General features: G+C 45.2%; 16 protein-coding genes. 8 read left to right on the forward strand and 8 right to left on the reverse strand.

The window, feature by feature from the left end:
- From rlmF to GY843_RS08840, 5 genes are all read right to left on the reverse strand, one after another.
- A partial coding sequence (rlmF, locus tag GY843_RS08820) for a 23S rRNA (adenine(1618)-N(6))-methyltransferase RlmF (RefSeq protein ID WP_297308673.1) occupies window positions 1–764 on the reverse strand: 764 nt, incomplete at its 3' end.
- Between the two features lie 192 nt (window positions 765–956).
- Window positions 957–2,204, reverse strand: a complete 1,248-nt coding sequence (locus GY843_RS08825; protein ID WP_297308675.1) for an HDOD domain-containing protein — start codon at window positions 2,202–2,204, stop codon at window positions 957–959.
- A 395-nt stretch (window positions 2,205–2,599) separates the two neighbouring features.
- Entirely contained in the window at window positions 2,600–3,997 is a 1,398-nt protein-coding gene (locus GY843_RS08830; RefSeq protein WP_297308677.1) for a diguanylate cyclase, read from the reverse strand.
- A 3-nt stretch (window positions 3,998–4,000) separates the two neighbouring features.
- On the reverse strand, window positions 4,001–4,390 hold the full coding sequence (locus GY843_RS08835) for a YbaN family protein (RefSeq protein ID WP_297308679.1): 390 nt from the start codon (window positions 4,388–4,390) through the stop codon (window positions 4,001–4,003).
- 278 nt (window positions 4,391–4,668) lie between these two features.
- A complete protein-coding gene (locus tag GY843_RS08840) occupies window positions 4,669–7,311 on the reverse strand; it encodes a nitrate reductase (protein WP_297308681.1) in 2,643 nt (880 codons plus the stop codon).
- Window positions 7,312–7,526: 215 nt separating this feature from the next.
- Between GY843_RS08840 and GY843_RS08845 the strand changes: the two genes are divergently transcribed.
- On the forward strand, window positions 7,527–8,132 hold the full coding sequence (locus GY843_RS08845) for an ANTAR domain-containing response regulator (RefSeq protein WP_297308683.1): 606 nt from the start codon (window positions 7,527–7,529) through the stop codon (window positions 8,130–8,132).
- A 19-nt stretch (window positions 8,133–8,151) separates the two neighbouring features.
- Window positions 8,152–9,180 (forward strand): CmpA/NrtA family ABC transporter substrate-binding protein, encoded by a 1,029-nt coding sequence (locus GY843_RS08850; protein ID WP_297308685.1) that lies wholly within the window; start codon window positions 8,152–8,154, stop codon window positions 9,178–9,180.
- Window positions 9,181–9,237: 57 nt separating this feature from the next.
- Here the strand turns inward: GY843_RS08850 and GY843_RS08855 are convergent, their stop codons facing one another.
- The 3 genes from GY843_RS08855 to GY843_RS08865 form a co-directional block, all read right to left on the reverse strand.
- Window positions 9,238–10,140, reverse strand: coding sequence for an HDOD domain-containing protein (locus GY843_RS08855; RefSeq protein WP_297308687.1), 903 nt, complete (start codon window positions 10,138–10,140; stop codon window positions 9,238–9,240).
- Entirely contained in the window at window positions 10,140–12,875 is a 2,736-nt protein-coding gene (locus tag GY843_RS08860) for a bifunctional diguanylate cyclase/phosphodiesterase (RefSeq protein WP_297308688.1), read from the reverse strand. The genes GY843_RS08855 and GY843_RS08860 overlap by 1 nt, the downstream gene beginning before the upstream one ends.
- A 79-nt stretch (window positions 12,876–12,954) precedes the next feature.
- Entirely contained in the window at window positions 12,955–13,266 is a 312-nt protein-coding gene (locus tag GY843_RS08865; protein WP_297308690.1) for a cytochrome c, read from the reverse strand.
- A gap of 623 nt (window positions 13,267–13,889) precedes the next feature.
- Between GY843_RS08865 and GY843_RS08870 the strand changes: the two genes are divergently transcribed.
- The 6 genes from GY843_RS08870 to GY843_RS08895 all read left to right on the forward strand — a co-directional run bounded on the left by GY843_RS08870 (window position 13,890) and on the right by GY843_RS08895 (window position 22,732).
- On the forward strand, window positions 13,890–15,269 hold the full coding sequence (locus tag GY843_RS08870; protein WP_297308692.1) for a CmpA/NrtA family ABC transporter substrate-binding protein: 1,380 nt from the start codon (window positions 13,890–13,892) through the stop codon (window positions 15,267–15,269).
- 111 nt (window positions 15,270–15,380) lie between these two features.
- The gene (locus tag GY843_RS08875; protein ID WP_297308694.1) at window positions 15,381–16,367 is read left to right on the forward strand and encodes an ABC transporter permease; all 987 of its coding nucleotides are present in this window, start codon (window positions 15,381–15,383) and stop codon (window positions 16,365–16,367) included.
- A gap of 98 nt (window positions 16,368–16,465) precedes the next feature.
- On the forward strand, window positions 16,466–17,353 hold the full coding sequence (locus GY843_RS08880) for an ABC transporter ATP-binding protein (RefSeq protein ID WP_297308696.1): 888 nt from the start codon (window positions 16,466–16,468) through the stop codon (window positions 17,351–17,353).
- 301 nt (window positions 17,354–17,654) lie between these two features.
- Window positions 17,655–19,124, forward strand: a complete 1,470-nt coding sequence (locus GY843_RS08885; RefSeq protein ID WP_297308698.1) for a NarK family nitrate/nitrite MFS transporter — start codon at window positions 17,655–17,657, stop codon at window positions 19,122–19,124.
- 270 nt (window positions 19,125–19,394) lie between these two features.
- A complete protein-coding gene (locus GY843_RS08890; protein ID WP_297308700.1) occupies window positions 19,395–21,116 on the forward strand; it encodes a bifunctional protein-serine/threonine kinase/phosphatase in 1,722 nt (573 codons plus the stop codon).
- A gap of 386 nt (window positions 21,117–21,502) precedes the next feature.
- Window positions 21,503–22,732, forward strand: coding sequence for an FAD-dependent oxidoreductase (locus GY843_RS08895; protein WP_297308702.1), 1,230 nt, complete (start codon window positions 21,503–21,505; stop codon window positions 22,730–22,732).
- Window positions 22,733–22,807 lie beyond the last annotated feature (75 nt).

Below are 22,807 nucleotides of genomic sequence, written 5' to 3' on the forward strand. Positions count from 1 at the left end.
GCACTTTCTTTAATCATCTTTCTGACAAAAGCGATCTCGCCACCCTTGCACCAAAGTTCAGCGCCCTGCCCTGCGAAATTAAGCTCTAGCTTTTCCGGCATTTCCTTGCCTGAAGCTTTACTAAGATTACGCACTTTGCGTTTTGAACCTGCTGTCGCCTCTGCTAATGAGGCATGAAATGGAGGATTACAAAGCGTAAAATCAAAGCGCTCATCCTGCGGGATAACTCCCTTAAATATATTATCCTGTGACTTCTGCAATCGACAACGGATCTTCTTTTTCAAAACCGGATTGAACTTAGAAATCTGCTCTGCAGTTGCTATGGATACCGGGTCAATATCACTACCGATAAATGACCAGCCATAACTCCGACTACCCAGAATAGGATAGATCACACTCGCCCCCGTACCGATATCCAACCCTCGGATATTACCGCCTTGAGGAATTGCTCCTGCATTAGCATCACCCAACAGATCCGCCAGATGGTGAATATAATCTGCCCGTCCCGGAATCGGTGGACATAGATAACCTGCTGGAAGATCCCAGAACTCAATCTGATAGAAAGCTTTTAGCAATGCTTTATTGAGAGCTTTAACCGCATCAGGATCTGAAAATTTAATTGAATCGCGGCCATTGGGAGCCTGATAAATGAAAGCTTTTAATTCAGGTGAAACCCGACACAATTTCTCAAAATCATAAGATCCATTATGTGGGTTACGAACATGAAGGCCTGATTTACCCTTGTTCGATGTTCTTTTACTCATGGAATTGCAGATAACACTCTGGAGAACGATGCGGAGATTGTAGCAGGTTATACAGGGGTGAAAGAATGAAACCAGATGGAGAAGAGAAGAATTAAGAAAAAGCTAGCCAGACCCCACCTGTCACAGACCCCAAACGTATGTTCCCTGTAAGGCCTGGCTCTCTTTCTTTTTCCAGCGAGTTAGAGATCCTCTCTATAGATTCGATACCATGCGAACACGATATTCATTAGCGACAATACGCCACTGCGGAACTTCATCCATGACGCCCACTTGATCCAGGTAACGCAGCGATAAGCTACTAGCCAGATCGCATTTACCTTCAACCGGGACCGATGGCAGCATAGCATCCGCAACATGAACCGCAGTTAAAGGAGAAAATTCTTTACATGCAGATAGATGTGGCACGTGGTGCAACATTACTGCTTCAACAACCTGTGGTGGCAGATTCCATAGAGCTAACAACGCTCCTGCAACTTCACCATGAAAGAAACCAAACGCTGCTTTCTCTACCAAATAGATTGGCTTCTGCTTCTTAACCGCATAGCTCAGCAACTTGCGATACTGTTCAGGATCATGCGATGCCATGATCATAATACCCAGATCATGTAGCAACCCAGCGAGGAAAGCCTGATCCTGAACAGTTTTATTTGCCCCTGCCCGGCGACTGATAGCCTGAGCTAATCGAGCCACCAGCAACGAACGCTGATTAACCATTTCAAAAGAAAATTGATTCCAACCCTCACCCTCTGCAAATTGGGAATGTAGCTGACTGCTCAAAGCCAGACTGCGCAAGTTTCTTACACCCAACATAGAGATGGCTTCTTTCAGATTGCTGATCTCACGATTAAAACCAAAGAAGGCTGAATTCACCTGCTTAATGATCTGAGCTACTATTGCTGGGTCCTGTTCAACAATCTCACTAATTTCTCTTAGATCACTGACTTCTGACTTAATCGCTTCACTTAATTGACGATAGATAGCCGGAGGTGAAGGCAAGCAACCAACATTTGCAACGTAATCCTGTAAAGATGAGCGGTTTAACAGACGCATAATCTTTACCAGATACTCGATCATGTCGCCCATCTCTTCTGTACTGGATGAACTTGGATATACCCGGTGTACCAACTCAGCAGCTTTAGCACGCTGATTGGCGTTCCAGTATTCCGCACCAACAAAAATACGAATTGCTCCAGGCTGTTTACTGGCAATATCAGCCATCAAATCTAGTTCATTCTGGGCACGCATAGAGCAAGTAATAATAACGACATCGCATACCTGCTGTTCCAGCTGAGCCATCATACTCTCTTGAGTGTCGAATCTTACGAAATCCCAGTGATATCCAGATTTCGCTACATCCTGGCTCCAACTGGCGTATGTACCCGTAGGATCGAGCATCGCCACTTTGAGATTATGTCCTGAGTTATTCGCTGAAGTGCTCATAACCATCACCCACGCTTTCGTTATTCATTACTGCTTTCTGTTTGGACCATTCAAACCTTGATTCGTTTATGAATGACCTTGTATGCCTTAATCCTAGTGGGCTTAGACGTTTTTAAAAGTTTGTTTTTACTAAAATTTTATCTAGTTTTTATACAAAAAATTAACCCTTGTTTGAATTTCCCTCCAACACCTTGTATTTACCGGGGTTCACTTGTTTAGAACGTGTTTTTAGTAAAATTTTATCAATTTTTTAATGAGTAACTTTCAAGGAAAAAAGCTAAAAAAGGTGAATTTATTTGAAGGCAGAATGTAAAAAAGCCCTGATAAAGGGCTTTCTGTAAGGCTTAATAAATGAGTTTAAACCCGCCTATTCTGCATATTGATAAAAAGAACTGTTAACTCAATGCTACTCGGTTCCGACCAGCATCTTTAGCTTTGTAAAGAAGCTTATCTGCTTGGCTTAGAAGTTCATCAGGTTTATCACCATTACGATACTCAGCCACACCAAAGCTAACAGTAATCTGCAAAGCATGTGGGAAACTATGATTCTCTATTAATCCTCTAAGCTTTTCAGCTAGTTGCCCAGCCTTGGCTGCAGACAGCTCAGGACAAACCAACATAAACTCTTCACCGCCCCAACGTCCTAGAAGGTCGGTCTCACGAATATTACTTTTCACAAGGTTACATAATTGAACCAGAGCCACGTCACCTACCTGATGTCCTTTGCTGTCATTAATCTGTTTAAAGTGATCAATATCAAACAGCATAATACTGAACGAGCTTCCATAACGTTCCGCACGGGAAACTTCGTTCTTAATTACCTGATCGGTTTTTAGCCTGTTATAGACCCCCGTTAGATGATCCGTTTGGCTTATCCTTTCAAGTTCTTTATTTTTCTCACGCAGCACCTTATTAAAGTTACGTGCATTTCGTATTTGTAGGTAGAGAATAATAAATATGGCAAAAGAAGCAGCCATAATCTGCCACAGCACTGTCGCATCAATATCCTGCTCAACTTTCACGCTGTACCAACGTTGCAGAATCTTATTCTCCATATCACGAGGCACTTCATTAACCACTTTAGACATAATGCTATGTAGCAGCATGTCGCTCTTCTTTACACCAACACGTAAAACACTTTTATATTCTGTGAAGCTTGCGACTTTGACATTGCTGATTGCCAACTGCTGTAGATCACGCAACAAAGTAACCTGGGTACCTATGGTGGCGAATACCTGACCTGTGGATACCTTTTTGATTGATTCTTTCTGACTCTGGGTATAAACCAGATTAATATCTGGATAATCCCGCTGGAGATATTCCACGTAGAAATAGTTTTCTGGAACCGCAAGTGTCTTCCCCTCCAGTGCCGATAAACTATCGATAACGTAGACATCCTCTTTACTAACAATCACAACAGAAGTGGTTACATAAGGCTCAGTAAAATTCAGAAACTTAAGTCGCTCTGGGGTTTCATTCAGGATAGTCAGGATGTCACAATTACCTGCCTTAGCGGTTTCCACTGACTCAGTCCAGCTTTTCGTCTCAAGTAAGGTGAAGCGTTTATTAAGTATCTGTGAAAATTCAGCAAAATAGTCTGCAGCTATACCTATATGCTTGCCATCTTCAATAGCCTCAAATGGCAACCAGTCCGGATCAACACAGATTAGAAATTCTTCTCTTGAGTCAAGGTACGCAGATTCTTCAGGGCTCAGTTCAAGCGCGGACACTAAACTGCTGGCAAACACAAAAGCCAGAATAACCGCTGCACGCTGGAAAAATTTAACCTGCATCTATTAACCTTTTTTCAACAAGGGAACGGAAGGACGGGTCCAAATATAGCTCACGGCTAAAATAATGGTAGCAACTACCATCATTTTAAGGCCTATATGAAAACTCTTAAAAAACAGCGGGTAACTTACCATAACCAACATCATGGTTGTTGCAATGACTTTCGCTTTTAAAGGGATGACCCCATAATCCTCCCAGTTACGGATCAGGCCACCAAAAATAGGATGATTCAAAAGGTACTGATGTAATCGCTCAGAACTTCGAGAAAAACAAAAAGCGGCCACCAACAGGAAAGGGGTGGTTGGAAGTAATGGCAAGATGACCCCTATTAAACCGATCAGGACACAAAGCAACCCCGCAATCAAATAGAGTGCACGTACAACCGTTTTCCTCACTTCTACTCCTTGATACTAGCCCGTCCATCCCACGCATAACTTAGTGTAGGTGTCACTTAAGAATAGCAGGCAAAAAAAAGGGCATCTACTGATGCCCGCCCTAATCGTCTCTACTCTGGATGAAGCTCAGTACTATGTATTAACTACAATGCACCATGGCCTCTCTTCTGGTTATCATTATTCAGTTTAATAAACAGGGCATACTACAGAAGTTTCACTGTTCATTATTTGATCCAAGTAAGGTTAAAGTAAGGTTCTAAGTTGTTATTTCCTCTGTACTACAACTGCTTCGCTAAAAGTCCGTTCAACTCTGGAATACAGGACCCACAGTTGGTTCCGCATTTAAGTTTAGCACCCAGTGCATCCACTGATTTGCACCCCTGGCTGATGGCATCTTCAATTGCATTACTGCCGACCTGATAACAGCTGCAGATCATTTCTCCAGGATCTTCCAGTTCGCAGCCAGTCACACTCAGGAGGTAACGGCGTTGATCTATAGATAGTTCTGCTTCAGCAAACATCTCTTCCATCCACATAGTCGATGGAATCTGTCCATAAGGCATTACAAAGAAAGCCCATTCTAGCTGCTCTCCATTTAAACCAGCAGCCCTGAAACTATTACTACCTTTATCTTCCAACCAGATGTCTACCTCACCCAGATGCTCACGGCACCATTTGAGGCCATCATCCAACTCTTGAGTATCGGCAAGGTAATATAAGGAAGCCGTTTCCTTAGGCACTTTAGACCAGTACTCAACAGGTAAAGCCTCAGTTAAAGCTTCTTTACACATCAACCATCCCTGCCAGGCTGGTCTTAACAGATCAATTTTTACAACCGCATGCTTACCTTCAGGCTGACCTGAAAGCGGATCAACTTTGGGCTGTACCAGTGCTCCCATACGCGCTTTAGAGCTGAACTGGCCATTCCAATGCATAGGTACAAAAATTTCACCTCTGCGCTGATCATCTTCTACCACACGTGCACGCCCAATGTATTCCGCCTGGAAGTTACTGACTTTAACCAGCTCTCCCTCTTCAACACCCAGCTTAAATGCATCAGCTTTATTAAGCTCCACAAATGGCTCATCACGGTGTTGGAACAGTCGACTGGTTCGCCCGGTCATTGCCATAGTGTGCCACTGATCACGGATTCGTCCCGTGTTCATAACAAATGGTGTATCTTCTGAAGGCAACTGCAAAGGCAACTTTGGATCAATGCTGACAAAACGCGCCTTTCCGGACGGAGTAAAGAACTTTCCATCAGCAAACATACGCGCGGTGCCGTATGGAGCATCCTGATTCACGGGCCATTGAACAGGTTTCAATTCATCATAGGATTTCTCATCGATATCCTGAAACATACTGATATCGAAATCACGACTGCCATTATTCTCAAAGCCAGACAAGGCAGCATGCTCTGAAAAAATCTGATAGGGATGCTCATAACTAAAAGCATCGCCGTAACCCATACGCTTAGCAACTTCACTTATTATCCACCAGTCAGGTTTTGCTTCACCCGATGGCGGCAACAAACTGCGCTGTCTTGAGATACGACGTTCAGAGTTTGTAACCGTACCGTTTTTCTCACTCCAACCTGTGGCAGGCAAACAAACATCAGCTAAATCCAGTGTATCTGTATTCGCCATACAATCAGACACCACCACTAACGGGCATTTTTTCAGGGCACGTACCACCTGATCTGCGTTTGGCAAACTTACCGCTGGGTTGGTTCCCATAATCCAGACTGCTTTGACTTTACCCTCTTCAATCGCCTCAAACAGATCCACCGCTTTATAGCCTTCCTCCGTAGCCATATTAGGCGCATTCCAGAAGCGCTTAACCCGGTCCAGAGACTCTTCTGAAGTTAGCTCCATATGCGCAGCAAGCTGGTTAGCCAACCCACCTACTTCACGTCCACCCATAGCATTAGGCTGACCTGTAATAGAAAAAGGACCTGCCCCTTCTCGGCCTATACGCCCAGTTGCCAAATGGCAGTTAATAATCGCATTAGAGTTATCGGTACCACTGGCAGACTGGTTCACCCCTTGGGAGTAGAAGCTCACCGTTTTATCTGTCTCTGAATACCAATCAAAGAAAGTTTGAAGATCAGATAGAAGAAGGTCACAAGCTGCTGCTACTGATTCAATATCTGGAAACAGTGAACAGGCTTTGGCCTCTGCGACCTCAAACCCTTCGGTATAGAGATCAACATATTCACTATTAATCTGCCCATTACTAGACAGGTAAGCCAACAAACCCGTGAATAGAGATGTATCAGAATCCGGCTTAAGCTGCAGATGTAGATCAGCAATGTCACAGGTAGCAGTACGGCGAGGATCAATAACCACTACCTTCATGTTAGGATTTTTGCTTTTCGCAGCTTTCATACGCTGGAACAAAATCGGATGGTTCCATGCGGTATTTGAACCTGTAATAACAATCAGATCCGCCAGCTCTAAGTCTTCATAACAGCAAGGCACCGAATCTGAACCAAATGCCCTTTTATAACCCGCAACCGCCGAAGACATACAAAGGCGTGAGTTAGTATCGACATTCGCCGTTCCCACAAAGCCTTTCATCAATTTGTTGGCAACATAATAATCCTCAGTGAGTAACTGACCGGACAAATATAGTGCAACAGAGTCTGAGCCATGCTCCATAACAGTGCCAATAAATCCTTCCGCGACCGTTTCTAGTGCGCTATCCCAGTCGACCTGCTCACCTTTGACGCGCGGACTAAGCAAACGCCCTTCACTTCCCAACACCTCATTTAGCGATGAACCTTTCACACATAAACGACCATAGTTGGCAGGATGCTCTTTATTACCCTTCACTCCAACTATACTGTTTTCAGTATCAGCGATCTCGGCTTTTACGCCACAACCCACACCGCAGTAAGGACAGGTAGTATTTTTATGCATCAGAATCTCCAACTAAAAGCCTCAGTTCCCGGCAAAAAATCGATGAAAAGGCCGTAAAACAAAGGGTAAAAAACGCTAATAACCCGTAGCAAAAAGGGGTTATTGCTAAATGTTATGGGCATATAACAGCAAGCAATGTGCCAGTTAAGCTGAAATACCCTTAAGTGGAACGGATATTGCTTCATTACTGGGCATCCAATTCCGGGACTGGATTAATGAGTAAAGTGAACTGTTTAAATGTGCTGCTGATAGATGATGAACCGGATCGTGTAAAGGCGCTCGAAGAAGCCCTGCACGCCTTAGGCCACCATGTTGTCTGTCACCTGCCAAACACATCTGATCTTAATAAACATGTCGAGGAAAACCACCCCGATATAGTCATTATAGATATGGATTCACCTAATCGTGACACGCTGGAAAGCATGGCCACGATGAGTCAGAACAACCCTCGCCCTATTGTCTTTTTTGCTGAACAGCAGAATGACCGCAAGACCATGGCTGATGCGATCAATGCTGGGGTCAGCGCATATATTGCTGATGGTCTGCAGCCCGATCGGGTAAAAGCCATTATGGACACTGCGATAGCCCATTTCGATGCCCACAGTGCGCTACGGGAGGAACTGGAGAAAACCAGAACCCAGCTCGCTGACCGCAAAACTATCGAAAAAGCTAAGGGTATGCTGATGAAGCATCAGGGTTGTGATGAAGAGCAGGCATATCAGACCCTGCGTAAGCTAGCGATGGACCGAGGCCAAAAAATGCCAGATGTGGCACGAAATGTGATTGAAGTTTTGCAACTGGCCAACGGTTTAAGCAAGTAAAGAGAGGAGAAGAGCTGATATGTCAGACTCACTGACACTGGAAAAAACTGACCTGAAATTAGGTTTTGTCGCGCTGCTCGATTGTACTCCTTTGGTTGTTGCAAGAGAAAAAGGCTTTTTCAATAAGAACGGTTTGAATGTCATTCTGAGTAAAGAATCCTCCTGGGCTTCTATTCGCGATAAAGTGAGCTTTGGCTTGCTAGATGGTGCGCACATGCTCGCACCAATGCCTTTGGCAGCCACCCTGGGGTTGAATGGTAATGCGACACCGATGATGACAGCTCTGTCTTTGAGCCAGAACGGTACCGCAATCACTCTATCGCAAGAACTGTATATGGCATTGTCTGACAAGATCTCTGACTGGGATAACTCAGACGAAGTCGGTCAGCAGTTCAAAGAACTGGTACAACAGAGCCAACGTAAACCCGTTATTGCGACGGTTTACCCCTATTCAAACCATCACTACCAACTTCGTTTTTGGCTTAATCAGAACAATATCGATACCGAAGATGATGTCCAACTGGTTGCAGTACCTCCAACCAAAATGCTGGAGAACCTATCTACCGGACTTATTGATGGCTACTGTGTTGGTGAGCCATGGAATAGCCTGGCGTTACTGCAGCAGATTGGCGGCTTGTTGAGCACGGGCCACAAGATCTGGGGCTCGCATATGGAAAAAGTCCTAGGCGTTACCCAAAAATGGGCTGATGAGAACCCTAATACCCATAGAGCATTGATAACCGCAGTGTATGAAGCTTGCCTCTGGGCTGAAGATCCAGCAAATAAAGAAGAGCTTATGCAGCTGCTTGCTCTACCCCCCTACTTGGATCAAGCCGCAGAACAGCTGGCTGCATTTGAACCGCCCTACTCCATGGAGCAGCACTTCGCCGGTGATAATGTAAACTGCCCAGACCCAGATCACGGTCTTTTCCTGATTGATCAGATGAAGCAGTGTGGTCAGATCAGCACGGAACTAGTTCTGGATAAAGACCAAATTGTGCGGGATGTGTATCGGGAAGATCTTTATAAAGAGTGGATTGGAGACTGAGCCCATCCACTCTATTAAAGCAATCTTAGACTAATAAGTACGACGCTGGAGTTACCTTTAGCTTAAACGCAGTTTTTCCATGATTTGATGGCACTCAACTGCAATCGCAGGAAGCTCATCAACAAGTTGATCAATAGGGAAAGGTATCACAGGCCAAGCCTTGTACAAACAGGTTTCCGTTATCTGAGCACGCAACTTTTCCCGATCCCAGGTTGGCCAATCAGGGTTCTTTTCAATAAGTACACTCAGGAAATCAGCAAACTGCACCACTGTCAGCAATTGTTTAAAACTCTCAGGTACATCCCTCGTCTGCCACAATCCATAGTTATGGTGGTGATGGATCAGCTCCACAACCAGTTTTGGCAGTTGCCATTTCTTAGCGGCAAGATAACCCACCTCAGCATGGGTAAAACCTAGAATATTCCGCTCGACATCAGGCAGTTCAATTGGCGTATCCCAGCCTTTACTATCCACAACCTCAATCGCTTTAGCGGTTATTTCAAAAAGAACAAAGCGCCCGATGTCATGCAGTAGTCCACATGTGAATGCCATATGCTTATCGACATGAAAGTCCGGCATATTGTCAGCTATAAACTCAGCGATATGAGCAGTTTCAATTGAATGCTGCCAAATCGCTTTCTGCTGGTCAGTAGCCGGGGTAAATACCTTAGACACCGAAACTGAAGTTATGAAATAGAGGATTTTATTTACGCCGACACGAATCAAAGCCTCGTGCAGGTCTGTAATCGTATGAGAAGGGGCGGCGGCTGCCGAGTTAACAATCTTCAATACGCGGGTAGCTAACGGAGGGTCACTTTCAGACAGTTCAGTGACTTTGTCATAGAAATGTGAAGAGTTAGGATCCAGTGTCATCAGATCACATACCACCGCAGGTAACAGCGGTAATTGCTCCACTCGTTTTTCTACTATTGAAAGCGTCAATTTACGTTTAGTTGTCATTAACCTTCACTACCTAAAAACAGCCTTTCAAACTCGTCTGGGCCAACCGGCTTACTGTAAAGATACCCCTGTCCCTGCTGGCACCCTAAACTTTTTAATAAATCCAATTGCTCAGAAGTCTCCACCCCCTCTGCAATAGTTTTCAGAGAGAGTGAATCTCCTAAGGAAATAATCGCATCCACAATCGCCTGATCATCTTTTGAAGATGTAATTGAAGCGGTAAAGGACTGATCAATCTTCAGTTTATCAATTGGTAGTTTTTTCAAATAGCTAAGAGAGGAGTAGCCAGTACCAAAATCATCCACAGCAATCTCTATTCCTTTATCTCTGAGCATACCTAGAAGTTTAATACTAGTTTCTGGATCTTTCATGGCAAAAGTCTCAGTGACTTCAAGCTCCAGATTCACCGCTGGGAATGCTGTGGTTTCCAGCACTTGCTCGACAATCAAGGCTAGATCACTTCTCATCGCCTGAGGCACTGAAACGTTAACCGCTATCCGGCCAATATCATATCCCTGATCAAGCCATTTTTTTCCCTGCAGGCAAGCCTGGGTCAAAACCCACAAACCAATATCATTGATAAGTTTTGAGCGTTCAGCAATAGGGATAAACTTACCCGGTGGAATCGTTCCCAGATCCGGGTGATTCCACCTGATCAGTGTTTCCATTCCTTCCAACATGCCTGTGACCAGATCAAATTGAGGCTGATACACCAAATAAAACTGATCCTTCTCTAAAGCGGTCCGTAATGCATTTTCAATTAGAAGATATTCCAGCGCAGCCGATGTGAGCTCTTCCGCATAAAATAGATAGATACCTTTTCCTGATTCCTTTGCTTTAGTAAGTGCAGAATTCGCATTACGGATCAGTCCATCACCCGTATCAGAGTCATGCGGATATAAACTGATTCCAGCACTGGCTGAAATGTATATCTCATTTCCTTCTATCTGGAATGGAGGTTTAAGGTTTTCCAGTAGGTTTTCTACCACTTGGCTGACCTGCTTGGAGTACTCGATACCCTCCAGCACAATCGCAAACTCATCGCTACCCAGCCTGGCAATTGTGTCATCCGCTCTGGTCGAAGCTGAAATTCTAGAAGAGATCTGTCGTAACAGTTGGTCACCCGCGTTGAAACCCAGGCTATCGTTTATGTACTTAAAATTATCGATATCCAATAATAGAAGGGCCGCAATTGTATTAACTCGCTTCGCATGCTTGATTGCATGGTCCAACTGCTCATCTAGCAAACTTCTATTTGCCAGCCCAGTCAGAGCATCATGAGTACTGACATGAATAAGCCTGTTTTCCGCATTCTTAACAAGGGAGATATCGGTAAACACACTCACATAAGCGCTCGGCCTACCCTCTTCATCCTTTATGGTGTCAATAGTGAGCAGCTCAGGGTATATCTCGCCATTTTTCTTACGGTTCCATATCTCTCCTTGCCAATAGCCTGTATCGGAGATTCCATTCCAGATTTTGTTGTAGAAGATTGCATCATGCCGACCGGATTTAAGAATGCTGGGGGTTTGCCCTATAACTTCAGCGCGAGAATAACCTGTTATCGATGTGAAAGCTCCATTCACCTCTTTGATAGTCCCGTCTAGCTCTGTCAGCATCACCCCTTCTGAGGTGTTATTGATAACTGATGCAGCATCTCTCAATTTAAGTTCAGATATCTTTTTCTCTGTAATATCAGTAGCCACTGCATAGATGACACTACCGCCTTCGGGGGCAATAGCTGACCAGGCCAGATACCTATAGTCACCATTTTTATGCTTATAGCGGTTTTCAAAATAATATGTAGTTTGTCCTGATTTTAATGAAGCCATCTCGCTAAGAGTTCTCTCCATATCATCCTCATGAACAAAATTCAGGAACGGCTTACCCTCCAACTCCTCTCGCTCATAGCCCAAAACAGTATTCCAACCATGATTCACCCTTAGGATGGTACTATCCAGATCCGCAATGATATGGAGGTTCATATCCAGATCGAAAAAGACATCCATTGCCTTTTCTGCGGCTTGTTTGTGACTGATATCCTCAATACATACTATCACCCGATCCCAGCTATCCAGACTCGTGCTAGGCAAGGAAACAGAAGTACTGGTCTGAAAGGTTGATCCGTCTAAACGACGCTGCTCGGCCTCAATATTGAAATAATGCTGCCCGTCATAAAGTGCAATAATCTCTTCCCTGAATGCTCTTAGCGAAGCTTCTGTAAAAACATTCTGTAAGTTATCCAGCAGTTCCGGCTTACTGTTTGCCCGAAACATCTCCAGTGTTGATCCGCCAATGGATAAGGTCTTCACTTTTCCAGCAAGAAGAAAAACACCCTCTGGGGTATCATCAAACCATTGCCTGAGCACATCAGAATTTTCTGGCTTTATATAGTCATCAATATATTTTTTGATCTGGGAAAAATCTTCTTCCCATACCGAAACCGGCATCGCATTCAATACGGCCTGCTTGCCCCTATTTGCCATGGCCAGATCGTGAACAGTTTCCTCCAACTTTTCATCCAGTTCAGATGACGTATCACATGCCCTTTTAAGCAGCATGTAAATAATAAAGCTGGTGATGGCGACAAAAAGCCAGCCTTTTGAAGTTTGCAGAAGATGCTGATGCTCAGCAGGAAAGAGAGTCACTACCCAATCAGACAGCAGGATCCACGGGACCGACACTAACAGATAGATAGAGATCGTTTTAACGGGTAGATTTTGCAAATCTTTCATTTAAAAGCCTTACGACGAAAACTGAGTAAAATAAGAACTTCACTGCCATATGCTATTAAGTTGAAACTATAGCTTACTGCTATGGTTGGAGCTGTTTCAGATACCCCGCAATCAAGATCGCCTCCCTCTTGGTTAGCTGTTCAAACACAGGCATCCCCTCTTTACCCTGCTTACCTTTTTGAATCAGTTGCACAACTTCGTAAGACGACATCGGCGTATTGGCATTGGCAGGGATTCCTGCAAAAAATTTTCCAACACCTGTTTCTTGGTGGCATCCTGCACAGTGGAAATTGTATAACTCGCGGCCGTTAGCATCTTCAGGCAGATGCTCCTCCGAACATCCTGCAACTAAAGCTACCGCACAAAGGTAAGAAAAAACTTTTATTTGCAATGTAAATACCCCTAAGAAGGCAATTACCCTTTCCATGGGAGGTGGAAACACACAAAGCCATAATAACTGAGTGGAATATAAAACTTGGTCTAATATAACTATTATAGGCTTTATACAGGAAATTATAGATCACAAAAAAGATTAGGGTAAACCCCTATTTGTCTTACATTAATCCAAATCAAATAAAGACTATTATGAAGCACCAGTGAATAGCCTTTCACTGATAAATCAATCAAGCACCAGCAAATACTCCCAAAGAACCATCCCGGTGCACACGCCCCAAAAGAAACACCGCCCGCCCCATTTTCAAACACTTTTCTTGCCCTAATTTTGCACCTTATGAATATATGGACGCACTATTGTGCAGCGCAAAAAACTCAACCAAAGACCCAAAACCACTCATCAAAAACCAATAACCCGTTGTTTTTAAAGATATATAAAACATTGGCATGCCTAGTGCTATAAGTAAAAACAAAAGAGGAATCCAATGGCGGTGCACTCTAATAGTTAAAAATGACCAGCGATGGTTAAACAATTTAATACTAGGCAAAGGCGCCTCGACTGATCACATTGATGTGGTCATGTTCGGCGCCTTTTTGTTTTTAAGATTGGGAGAACGATCCATGCTTAAGAAGAAAAAGGCTCTACTAAGTAAAGTTATCAGCGGTGCAGTACTTGCTGCTTCATTAATCACAGTACCTGCATGGGCTGCTATCGGTGAGCCTGAAAAGGAAGATCTGAAGTTCGGTTTCATCAAACTGACAGATATGGCTCCTTTAGCGATTGCATACGAAAAAGGCTTCTTTGAAGATGAAGGCCTGTATGTAACTCTGGAAGCACAGGCAAACTGGAAAGTTCTTCTCGACCGTGTAATCGACGGTCAGCTGGATGGAGCACACATGCTCGCAGGCCAGCCACTGGGTGCAACAATCGGTTTTGGTACTCAGTCACACATCATCACAGCATTCTCCATGGACCTTAACGGTAACGCGATCACTGTATCCAACGACATTTGGGATCAGATGAAACAGTACGTACCGAAGCAGGCCGATGGTAAACCTGTTCACCCAATCAAAGCAGATGCTCTGAAGCCTGTTGTTGAAAAGTATAAGGATGAAGGTAAGCCATTTAACATGGGTATGGTATTCCCGGTATCTACCCATAACTACGAGCTACGTTACTGGCTGGCTGCCGGTGGTATCCACCCAGGCTACTACGCACCACACAAAGGTGACACGTCCGGTACTATCGATGCTGACGCTCTGCTTTCTGTAACACCTCCGCCACAGATGCCAGCAACAATGGAAGCAGGCACTATCTACGGTTACTGCGTAGGTGAGCCATGGAACCAGCAGGCTGTATTTAAAGGTATCGGTGTACCAGTAGTAACTGACTACGAAATCTGGAAAGACAACCCAGAGAAAGTATTCGGTGTATCTAAAGGATGGGCTGACGAAAACCCGAACACCCACCTGCGTGTTGTAAAAGCAATGATCCGTGCAGCGAAATGGCTGGATGACAACAACAACGGTAACCGCCCAGAAGCAGTTAAGATCCTGTCTCAGCCAAACTACGTTGGTGCTGACTACGATGTAATTGCTAACTCTATGACAGGTACATTTGAGTACGAGAAAGGCGATAAGCGTGACGTGCCTGACTTCAACGTATTCTTCCGTTACAACGCGACTTACCCATACTACTCCGATGCAATTTGGTACCTGACTCAGATGCGTCGTTGGGGCCAGATTGCTGAACCTAAGTCTGACCAGTGGTTCATGGACATCGCGAAGAAAGTATACCGTCCAGACATCTATGCTACTGCAGCTAAAGAGCTGATCGAAGAAGGTAAGATGACGCCGGATATGTTCCCAGACTTCAATACTGAAGACGGTTTCCGTGCGCCACAGACTCACTTCATCGATGGCATCACTTACGACGGTAAGCAGCCAAACGAATACCTGAAGAAGTTCAACATTGGTCTGAAACCAGAACAGAAAATCTAATCTGGTTTATTAAGGAGCCTGTATATAAATCCCTGATGTTTTTAACAGGTTCCTTAAGTTAAGTCCCCTCCTCCGGGAGGGGATCTAAGATCAACGAGGGAGTATAAAGCCATGAGTAATGTATCCGCAGCATCCGGCATCAGTGCCTTTTTTGAAAATCCAAAAGACAGCTTACAAAAGCTGAGCAAGACCCTTCTTGTACCTCTTATTGGTCTACTGGTTTTCCTGTTTGTATGGGAGATCGGCGCGAAAAGTATTAATACGTCACTGGGTGCCTTTCCTGGCCCGGTAGCGGTGTATGAACAAACGATCAACCTGGTAAACGATCACCGTAATGAGCGTGCTAAAGAGGCCTCATTCTACGAGCGCCAGGAAAAGCGTAACGCTAAGAAGCTTGAAAAAGATCCTAACGCCAAAGTAAAAATCCGCCCTTACACAGGCAACCCGACCTTCTTTGATCAGATCGGTACAAGTCTGGTAACGGTATTGTCCGGTTTTATTCTGGCATCACTGATTGCAATCCCAGGTGGTATTGTAATTGGCCTTAACCAGACACTGTATTCAGCGATTAACCCTCTGATCCAGCTATTTAAGCCTGTATCACCTCTGGCTTGGCTACCACTGGTAACCATGGTTGTGAGTGCGGTGTACGTAAGTAAAGATCCAATGTTTGCTAAGTCATTCATTACCTCACTGATTACTGTATCTCTATGTAGTTTGTGGCCAACTCTGCTGAATACAGCAGTAGGTGTATCCAGCATCAGTAAAGATCTGCAGAACGTATCTCAAGTACTGCGTCTGAGCTGGATGGCGCATGTAACCAAAATTGTACTGCCATCTTCTATTCCGATGATCTTCACTGGTCTGCGCCTGTCACTAGGTATCGCGTGGATGGTACTGATCGCAGCAGAGATGCTGGCACAGAACCCGGGTCTGGGTAAGTTCGTTTGGGATGAGTTCCAGAACGGTAGCTCCAGCTCACTGGGACGTATCATGGTAGCCGTACTTGTTATCGGTCTGATCGGCTTCCTTCTTGACCGTGTGATGTTGTTCCTGCAGAAGAAAGTGTCTTGGGATAAATCTGCGGTACTGCGTTAATAGGAATAGGTTACGAAACTCGCGATTCATAGATAAGAGAATCCAGAGAAAAAGAATTTAAAGCCTGAGGGGCCAAGCCCCTCAGCAGGAGAATTAAGATGACTCAGCCTCCAAAGCATTTAGAACTGACAAAAGTAGATATCGATTTCCCTACACCTAACGGCCCTTTTAAGGCCTTGCAGGATGTAAACCTGACCATCAACAAAGGTGAGTTTGTTTCCCTGATCGGTCACTCCGGTTGCGGTAAGTCCACAGTACTGAACATCGTTGCCGGTCTGTATCAGGCCACACAGGGTGGCTGCCTGCTGGATGGTAAAGAAGTAAACGCACCAGGTCCTGAACGTGCAGTAGTATTTCAGAACCACTCACTACTGCCATGGCTGACAGCTTACGAAAACGTAGAGCTGGCGGTTAAACAGGTATTCGGTAAGCAGAAATCAAAAGCAGAGATGAAGGAATGGATTGAACACAACCTTTCTCTGGTACATATGGATCACGCTATGGACAAACGTCCAGACGAGATCTCCGGTGGTATGAAGCAGCGTGTGGGTATCGCCCGCGCCCTGGCAATGGAACCAACAGTAATGTTGATGGATGAGCCATTCGGTGCACTAGATGCCCTGACCCGTGCTCACCTTCAGGATTCCCTGATGGAGATCCAGAAAGATCTGAACAATACAGTAATCATGATCACCCACGATGTAGATGAAGCTGTACTGCTGTCTGATCGTATTGTAATGATGACTAACGGCCCTGCCGCAACTGTAGGTGAGATCCTGGATATCGACCTGCCACGTCCACGTGACCGTATCGCACTGGCAGATGACCCACAGTACAACCACTACCGCCACGAAGTATTAACCTTCCTGTACGAGAAACAGCGCAAACCGGATAGCACTGAAACCAGTACTAAAAAGGAAGAAAAGTCAGAAGTGGCACAGGAAGTGCAAGAAGATAAATCAGAAAGCGAGGAAAAAGCTGCTTAAGCGCATAAACCCTACAAATCAATGGTGATTTAAAGGTTCTGGTAAGACTAAAGCAGTGCAAGGCTAAGAAAATGCACCAATAAGGCGCACCAACTTAGCTCAAAAATTAGGTTCCAACGATGGAACCACCAATCCTCGCACAGGATTGAACAAAGGCGTTCAAACTTTCTTTCCCCCTCAAAGATGAGAGGATTGAAAGCTTGAGCGCCTTTTTTGTTTTTTAACTTATAGGGAATCAAAAGAAATCGCCTCGGCAATTTCCTAGATTCTGAACAATTTATAATTACTACAGGCCAATATCATGAGTGAAAGCGGCAAACTAAATATCTTCTCGTTTACCGGGAAAATGAAGATCCTGCACATGAGCTGGATCGCTTTCTTTATTACATTCTTCGTATGGTTTAACCATGCGCCACTTCTGGGTGCCATTGCTGAATCTTTGGGTCTGTCCAAAGCTGAAGTAAAAACCCTACTGATCCTTAACGTAGCGCTGACCATACCGGCACGTATCATCATCGGCATGCTGACCGATAAATACGGTCCACGTATTACTTATGCGGCGTTACTGTTTATCGCCAGTATCCCTTGTTTCATGTTTGCCCTGTCAACGGACTTTGCTCAAGCAGCAGTTTCCCGTTTCCTTCTGGGCTTCATTGGTGCGGGCTTCGTAATCGGTATCCGTATGGTAAGTGAGTGGTTCCCAGCAAATGAACTGGGTACTGCAGAAGGTATCTACGGCGGTTGGGGTAACTTCGGTTCCGCTGCTGGCGCTATGCTGCTGCCTACGCTGGCACTGGTATTTGGTGGTGAAGACGGCTGGCGTTACGCTGTAGGCCTGACGGGTGTTATGAGCCTGATCTTCAGCTTCATCTGGTACAAAAACGTATCTGATACACCTAAAGGTTCTACTTACTTCAAGCCTAAGAAAATCGGCGGTATGGAAGTAACCAGCAAAGGCGACTTCATCTTCATGCTGATCATGAAGATTCCAATGTACGCAGCACTTTCTCTGCTGACATGGAAACTGTCTCCAGCTGGCGTATCCATTCTTTCTGATATGGCTGCAACTGCAATCTATGTGATTCTGGCTGTTATCTTCGTTTACGACTGCTTTAGCGCATACCGTGTAAACAAAGAGATCTTTGAAAAGCCTGTTCCAGAAGTTGAGCAGTACAAATTCAAGCAGGTTGCAGTACTGAACGTGCTGTACTTCGCGACATTCGGTTCTGAGCTGGCTGTAGTATCTATGCTGCCTCTGTTCTTCTCTGAAGTATTTGAACTGGATATGGTTTACGCAGGTCTGCTGGCTTCTGCTTATGCTTTCATGAACCTCATGTCTCGCCCAGGTGGTGGTTGGATCAGTGACCGCTTCGGTCGAAAGAAAACTCTGTTGATTCTGACGGCTGGTCTGGCAGTTGGTTACGCAACTATGTCTATGATCGATAGCTCTTGGCCTCTGTTCCTGGCAGTAGCTGCTGCGATGGCTTGTTCTTTCTTCGTACAGGCGGGTGAAGGTGCAGTATTTGCAGTAGTTCCTCTGATCAAGCGTCGTCTGACGGGTCAGATCGCTGGTATGACAGGTGCTTACGGTAACGTTGGTGCGGTGTTCTACCTGACAGTTCTGTCTATGGTTGATTACTCTACTTTCTTCACTGTAATCGCTGCGACTGCTGTAATCGGCTTTGTTGCTCTGCTTATGCTGGAAGAGCCTAAAGGCCACATGGCAGAAGTTAACGAAGATGGTACAGTTGAGCTGATCAAAGTTAGCTAGTCGCCTACGTGAAAACTATTGCGACTCGACTATAGTGCGTTAAACAGCCACTCAAAATGCTCAGCGACAGCTAGCTGTCACAACGCCCACCTTGTGTGGGCGGCCCTTTAGGGCGAGCAAAGCGAGTATTTACTACAGTAATACCCTAAGGGGCACACTGACTACTCGTTTTCGTGGCTGTTTGCCTTCTCTAGCCTTCGCTCATAACGTTTTCACGTAGCCTTGCCTTTATTTCGGGCAGCCTAATTTTTACATTCAGGTTTCAAAGTTATGAGCAAAAAAACGTTATCCCTTCGCTTTGGTGGCAAATCAGTTGCCGGGATCAAAGAGGTAAATCAGGATGCGTTTGCCGCTCACCTGCCTGAAAATTCAGAACTAGAGTTCAAAGGTGGAGCCGCCGTTATCGCCGATGGCGTAAGTAGCTGTGCCGACTCCCACATTGCCAGTCAAACCAGTGTGACCAGTTTTATGCAGGACTATTTTAGTACCCCGCATAGCTGGAGTGTTCGTAACTCGGTTTCCCGCGTAATGACCGCACTGAATAGCTGGCTACATAAAGAGAACAGCCAGAGCAGCCGTGAGAAAGACAGCATGCTCTGCACCTTCTCTGCCCTGATCGTAAAATCCAATACGCTACACCTTTTCCACGTCGGTGATTCCCGTGTTTACCTGTTACAAGATGGCGAGTTGGAACAACTTACCACTGACCATGTACGCAAGTCCGGAGGTAAAAACTATCTTGCCCGTGCTCTGGGCGGAGACCGCCACCTGGAAGTAGATTACAGCACCCATTCCATTAAAGAGGGCGATCTGCTGTTAATGACGACGGATGGAGTTCATGAATTCCTCAGCCGTAAAACTCTGAAAACCATCCTCAAGGAAGGCATTGATGATGCCGAAGCGGCAGCTGAAAAACTGATTCAAACTGCACTTGAAAATGGCAGTGATGATAATCTCACTGCACTTATTACCTGTGTAGATCAACTTCCCAAAGAAACACTGGATGAAAGCCATAACCGACTGATCCAACTACCTATTCCTCCGGTGATGCAAGTAGGTAATAAGATCGATGGTTACGAAGTGCTGGATGTTATTTTCAGTGGCACTCGCAGCCATATGTATCTCGTAAAAGACAGCGAAAGTGGCGAGCAGTATGTACTAAAAGCCCCTTCGACCAACTTCTCAGAAGATACGCTCTATCTGGATGGTTTTATCCGTGAGGAGTGGGTGGGACAGCGTATCGATCATCCTAATGTGATGAAGACCTTCCCGGCTAAACGGGAAAAACGCTTCCTCTATTATCTGGGTGAGCATATTCAGGGGATGAATCTGCGTGAGTGGATGAATGACAATCCAAATCCTCCACTAGATGAAGTACGCAACCTGACCAAACAGATCATTCAGGGTCTTCGCGCCTTCCAACGCGCGGATATGGTGCATCAGGATATGAAACCTGAAAACATCATGATCAACCAAGATGGTAGGGTTAAAATTCTTGATTTTGGTACCGTGAAAATTGCCGGTATTGAAGAGATGAACTCACCTCTGGATAAATCTATCCCACAGGGTTCGGTGAACTACGTGGCTCCCGAATATTTGTTGGGTGAGCCGGGCAATTACCAGTCAGATCTGTTCTCTCTGGGCGTGATTATCTACGAGATGATTACCAGCAAGTTGCCATTCAAAGAGATGGCGACTAACGATGTGACACTGAATAACTATGCCGAGATGGATTACACCCCTGCCCTTCACCACCGTAAGGACCTTCCTCTATGGGTGGAAGGTTGTTTACGTAAAGCAGTACAGCCTAACCCCCGCTTCCGCTATGAAGCATTTTCTGAGTTACAAGCTGATCTGACCCATCCAAACCAAAGCCTGGAAGCGAAAGTTCAGCATCAACCAATGCTGGAGAGAAACCCTTTACTGGTCTGGAAGGCCATCGCTGCGATTCTGCTAGGACTTAATCTAGCCCAATTTTTCCTACAACATTAAGTAAAGAAACAATAAAGGAGTGGGAGACACTCCATGACTTCTGTGCACAGAATCTGCTTCATTACCTACAACATTAGTTGTAGTAAATCCTTGAGAACGCACCAAAACAGTTCACATCTATATTGCAGCGCATCATAAATAAGCCTGTTTTGTGCACGGTTTTATTCCAAACAAAACCAAAAAACAAATAAACAATTGTTTTAAAAGAAATATTTTTTTATGGCACAGTAACTGCTTTATATAGCGCGTAACCGAATCCACTGTGCGGAATGTCGGTTGCCTACAACAAGCTCTGAGAACAAAGGCGTTCTACATCAGCACCCACCCGTGTTGCATGTGAACGCCTTTTTTATTTTTCACAGCTAGCAAAACAGAATGAGAAAAGAATGAAAAAACACTTGGTAATTATCGGAAACGGAATGGCAACAGGTCGCCTGTTGCAGCAGCTCAATGAGCGCGCTGCCGGCCAGTTCGACATCACCGTATTTGGTGAAGAACCAGGTGGTAGCTACAACCGAGTACTTCTCTCCCCTCTTCTGGGTGGTGAGATGGGTTTGGATAAAGTGATCACTCTGACCACTGACTGGTATGCAGAAAACAACGTAACACTGCACAGCCAGGACCCGGTTGAAGTGATAGATCGTGAGAATAAACGAGTTATCAGCCAAAGCGGCGTAAGCATTGATTACGACATGCTGGTTGTAGCTACAGGTTCTCGCCCAAGTGCTGTACCAGTACCCGGTAGTGATCTGAAGGGGGTGATGAGTTTCCGCACCCTGAAAGATGTAGAAATCATGCAGCAGCTCGCTGAGGAGAAGAAACACGCCGTTGTGATTGGCGGTGGTTTCCTTGGGCTTGAAGCAGCTGAAGGCCTTCGCCTGCTAGGTATGGATGTCACTCTGCTGCACCGTAGTAGCTATCTACTGAACAAACAACTGGATGAAACAGCTGGTGAGATGCTGTTGGATTCTCTGCAGGAGCGTGGCCTTAAGTTCCGCCTTGGTGCCGAAACAGAAGTGATACACGGCACGGTTGATGTCACTGCAGATGGCTCTGATACAGAAGTTAAAGCAGTGGAACTCAAATCTGGCGAGATTTTGCCTGCGGATCTGGTAGTGATGGCCATTGGCGTCACACCCAATAAAACACTGGCCGAAACATCCGGCCTGAACTGTCAGCGAGGCATTCTGGTTAATGCTCAGATGCAGACCAGTGATGAAAATATCTTTTCACTGGGCGAATGCTGCCAGTTCGAAAACTTTACCTACGGTCTGGTTGCTCCTATCTGGCAGCAGGCAGAGATTCTGGTTTCCAAACTGCTGAGTAAAGTAGCGGAATACTCTGAAGAAGCCGTAGCCACGCAACTTAAGATCAGTGGTGTGGAACTGTTTTCCTGCGGTTCCCTGGCTGACAGCGACGACACCGAAGCACTGGTGTATCGCGATCTTAAGAAAAACGAATATCGAAAACTTTGGCTGAAAGACAACCGCTTAGTGGGCGCTGTTTTATATGGAGATGTCCGTGAGGGACAGTGGTATTTCGATCAGCTGAAACAAAAAAACGACCTGAGTGCCTGCAGACAGCAACTGCTGTTCGGCAGTCCTTTCTGTGCATAGGACATTCGGGCAAACATTATGGGTATATCTTCTATGACTACATCAAATAAACGCCAGTTAGTCGTTATCGGCAAC

The organism is Neptuniibacter sp. (genome assembly GCF_024231755.1).
Lineage (GTDB): Bacteria > Pseudomonadota > Gammaproteobacteria > Pseudomonadales > Balneatricaceae > Neptuniibacter.

Bases quoted from the DNA above. Each gene is read 5' to 3' on its own strand.
- GY843_RS08880 (WP_297308696.1), top strand. From the start codon at position 16,466: ATGACTCAGCCTCCAAAGCATTTAGAACTGACAAAAGTAGATATCGAT.
- GY843_RS08895 (WP_297308702.1), top strand. From the start codon at position 21,503: ATGAAAAAACACTTGGTAATTATCGGAAACGGAATGGCAACAGGTCGC.
- GY843_RS08850 (WP_297308685.1), top strand. From the start codon at position 8,152: ATGTCAGACTCACTGACACTGGAAAAAACTGACCTGAAATTAGGTTTT.
- GY843_RS08825 (WP_297308675.1), bottom strand. From the start codon at position 2,204: ATGAGCACTTCAGCGAATAACTCAGGACATAATCTCAAAGTGGCGATG.
- GY843_RS08875 (WP_297308694.1), top strand. From the start codon at position 15,381: ATGAGTAATGTATCCGCAGCATCCGGCATCAGTGCCTTTTTTGAAAAT.
- GY843_RS08885 (WP_297308698.1), top strand. From the start codon at position 17,655: ATGAGTGAAAGCGGCAAACTAAATATCTTCTCGTTTACCGGGAAAATG.
- GY843_RS08860 (WP_297308688.1), bottom strand. From the start codon at position 12,875: ATGAAAGATTTGCAAAATCTACCCGTTAAAACGATCTCTATCTATCTG.
- GY843_RS08840 (WP_297308681.1), bottom strand. From the start codon at position 7,311: ATGCATAAAAATACTACCTGTCCTTACTGCGGTGTGGGTTGTGGCGTA.
- GY843_RS08855 (WP_297308687.1), bottom strand. From the start codon at position 10,140: ATGACAACTAAACGTAAATTGACGCTTTCAATAGTAGAAAAACGAGTG.
- GY843_RS08845 (WP_297308683.1), top strand. From the start codon at position 7,527: ATGAGTAAAGTGAACTGTTTAAATGTGCTGCTGATAGATGATGAACCG.
- GY843_RS08830 (WP_297308677.1), bottom strand. From the start codon at position 3,997: ATGCAGGTTAAATTTTTCCAGCGTGCAGCGGTTATTCTGGCTTTTGTG.
- GY843_RS08890 (WP_297308700.1), top strand. From the start codon at position 19,395: ATGAGCAAAAAAACGTTATCCCTTCGCTTTGGTGGCAAATCAGTTGCC.
- GY843_RS08870 (WP_297308692.1), top strand. From the start codon at position 13,890: ATGCTTAAGAAGAAAAAGGCTCTACTAAGTAAAGTTATCAGCGGTGCA.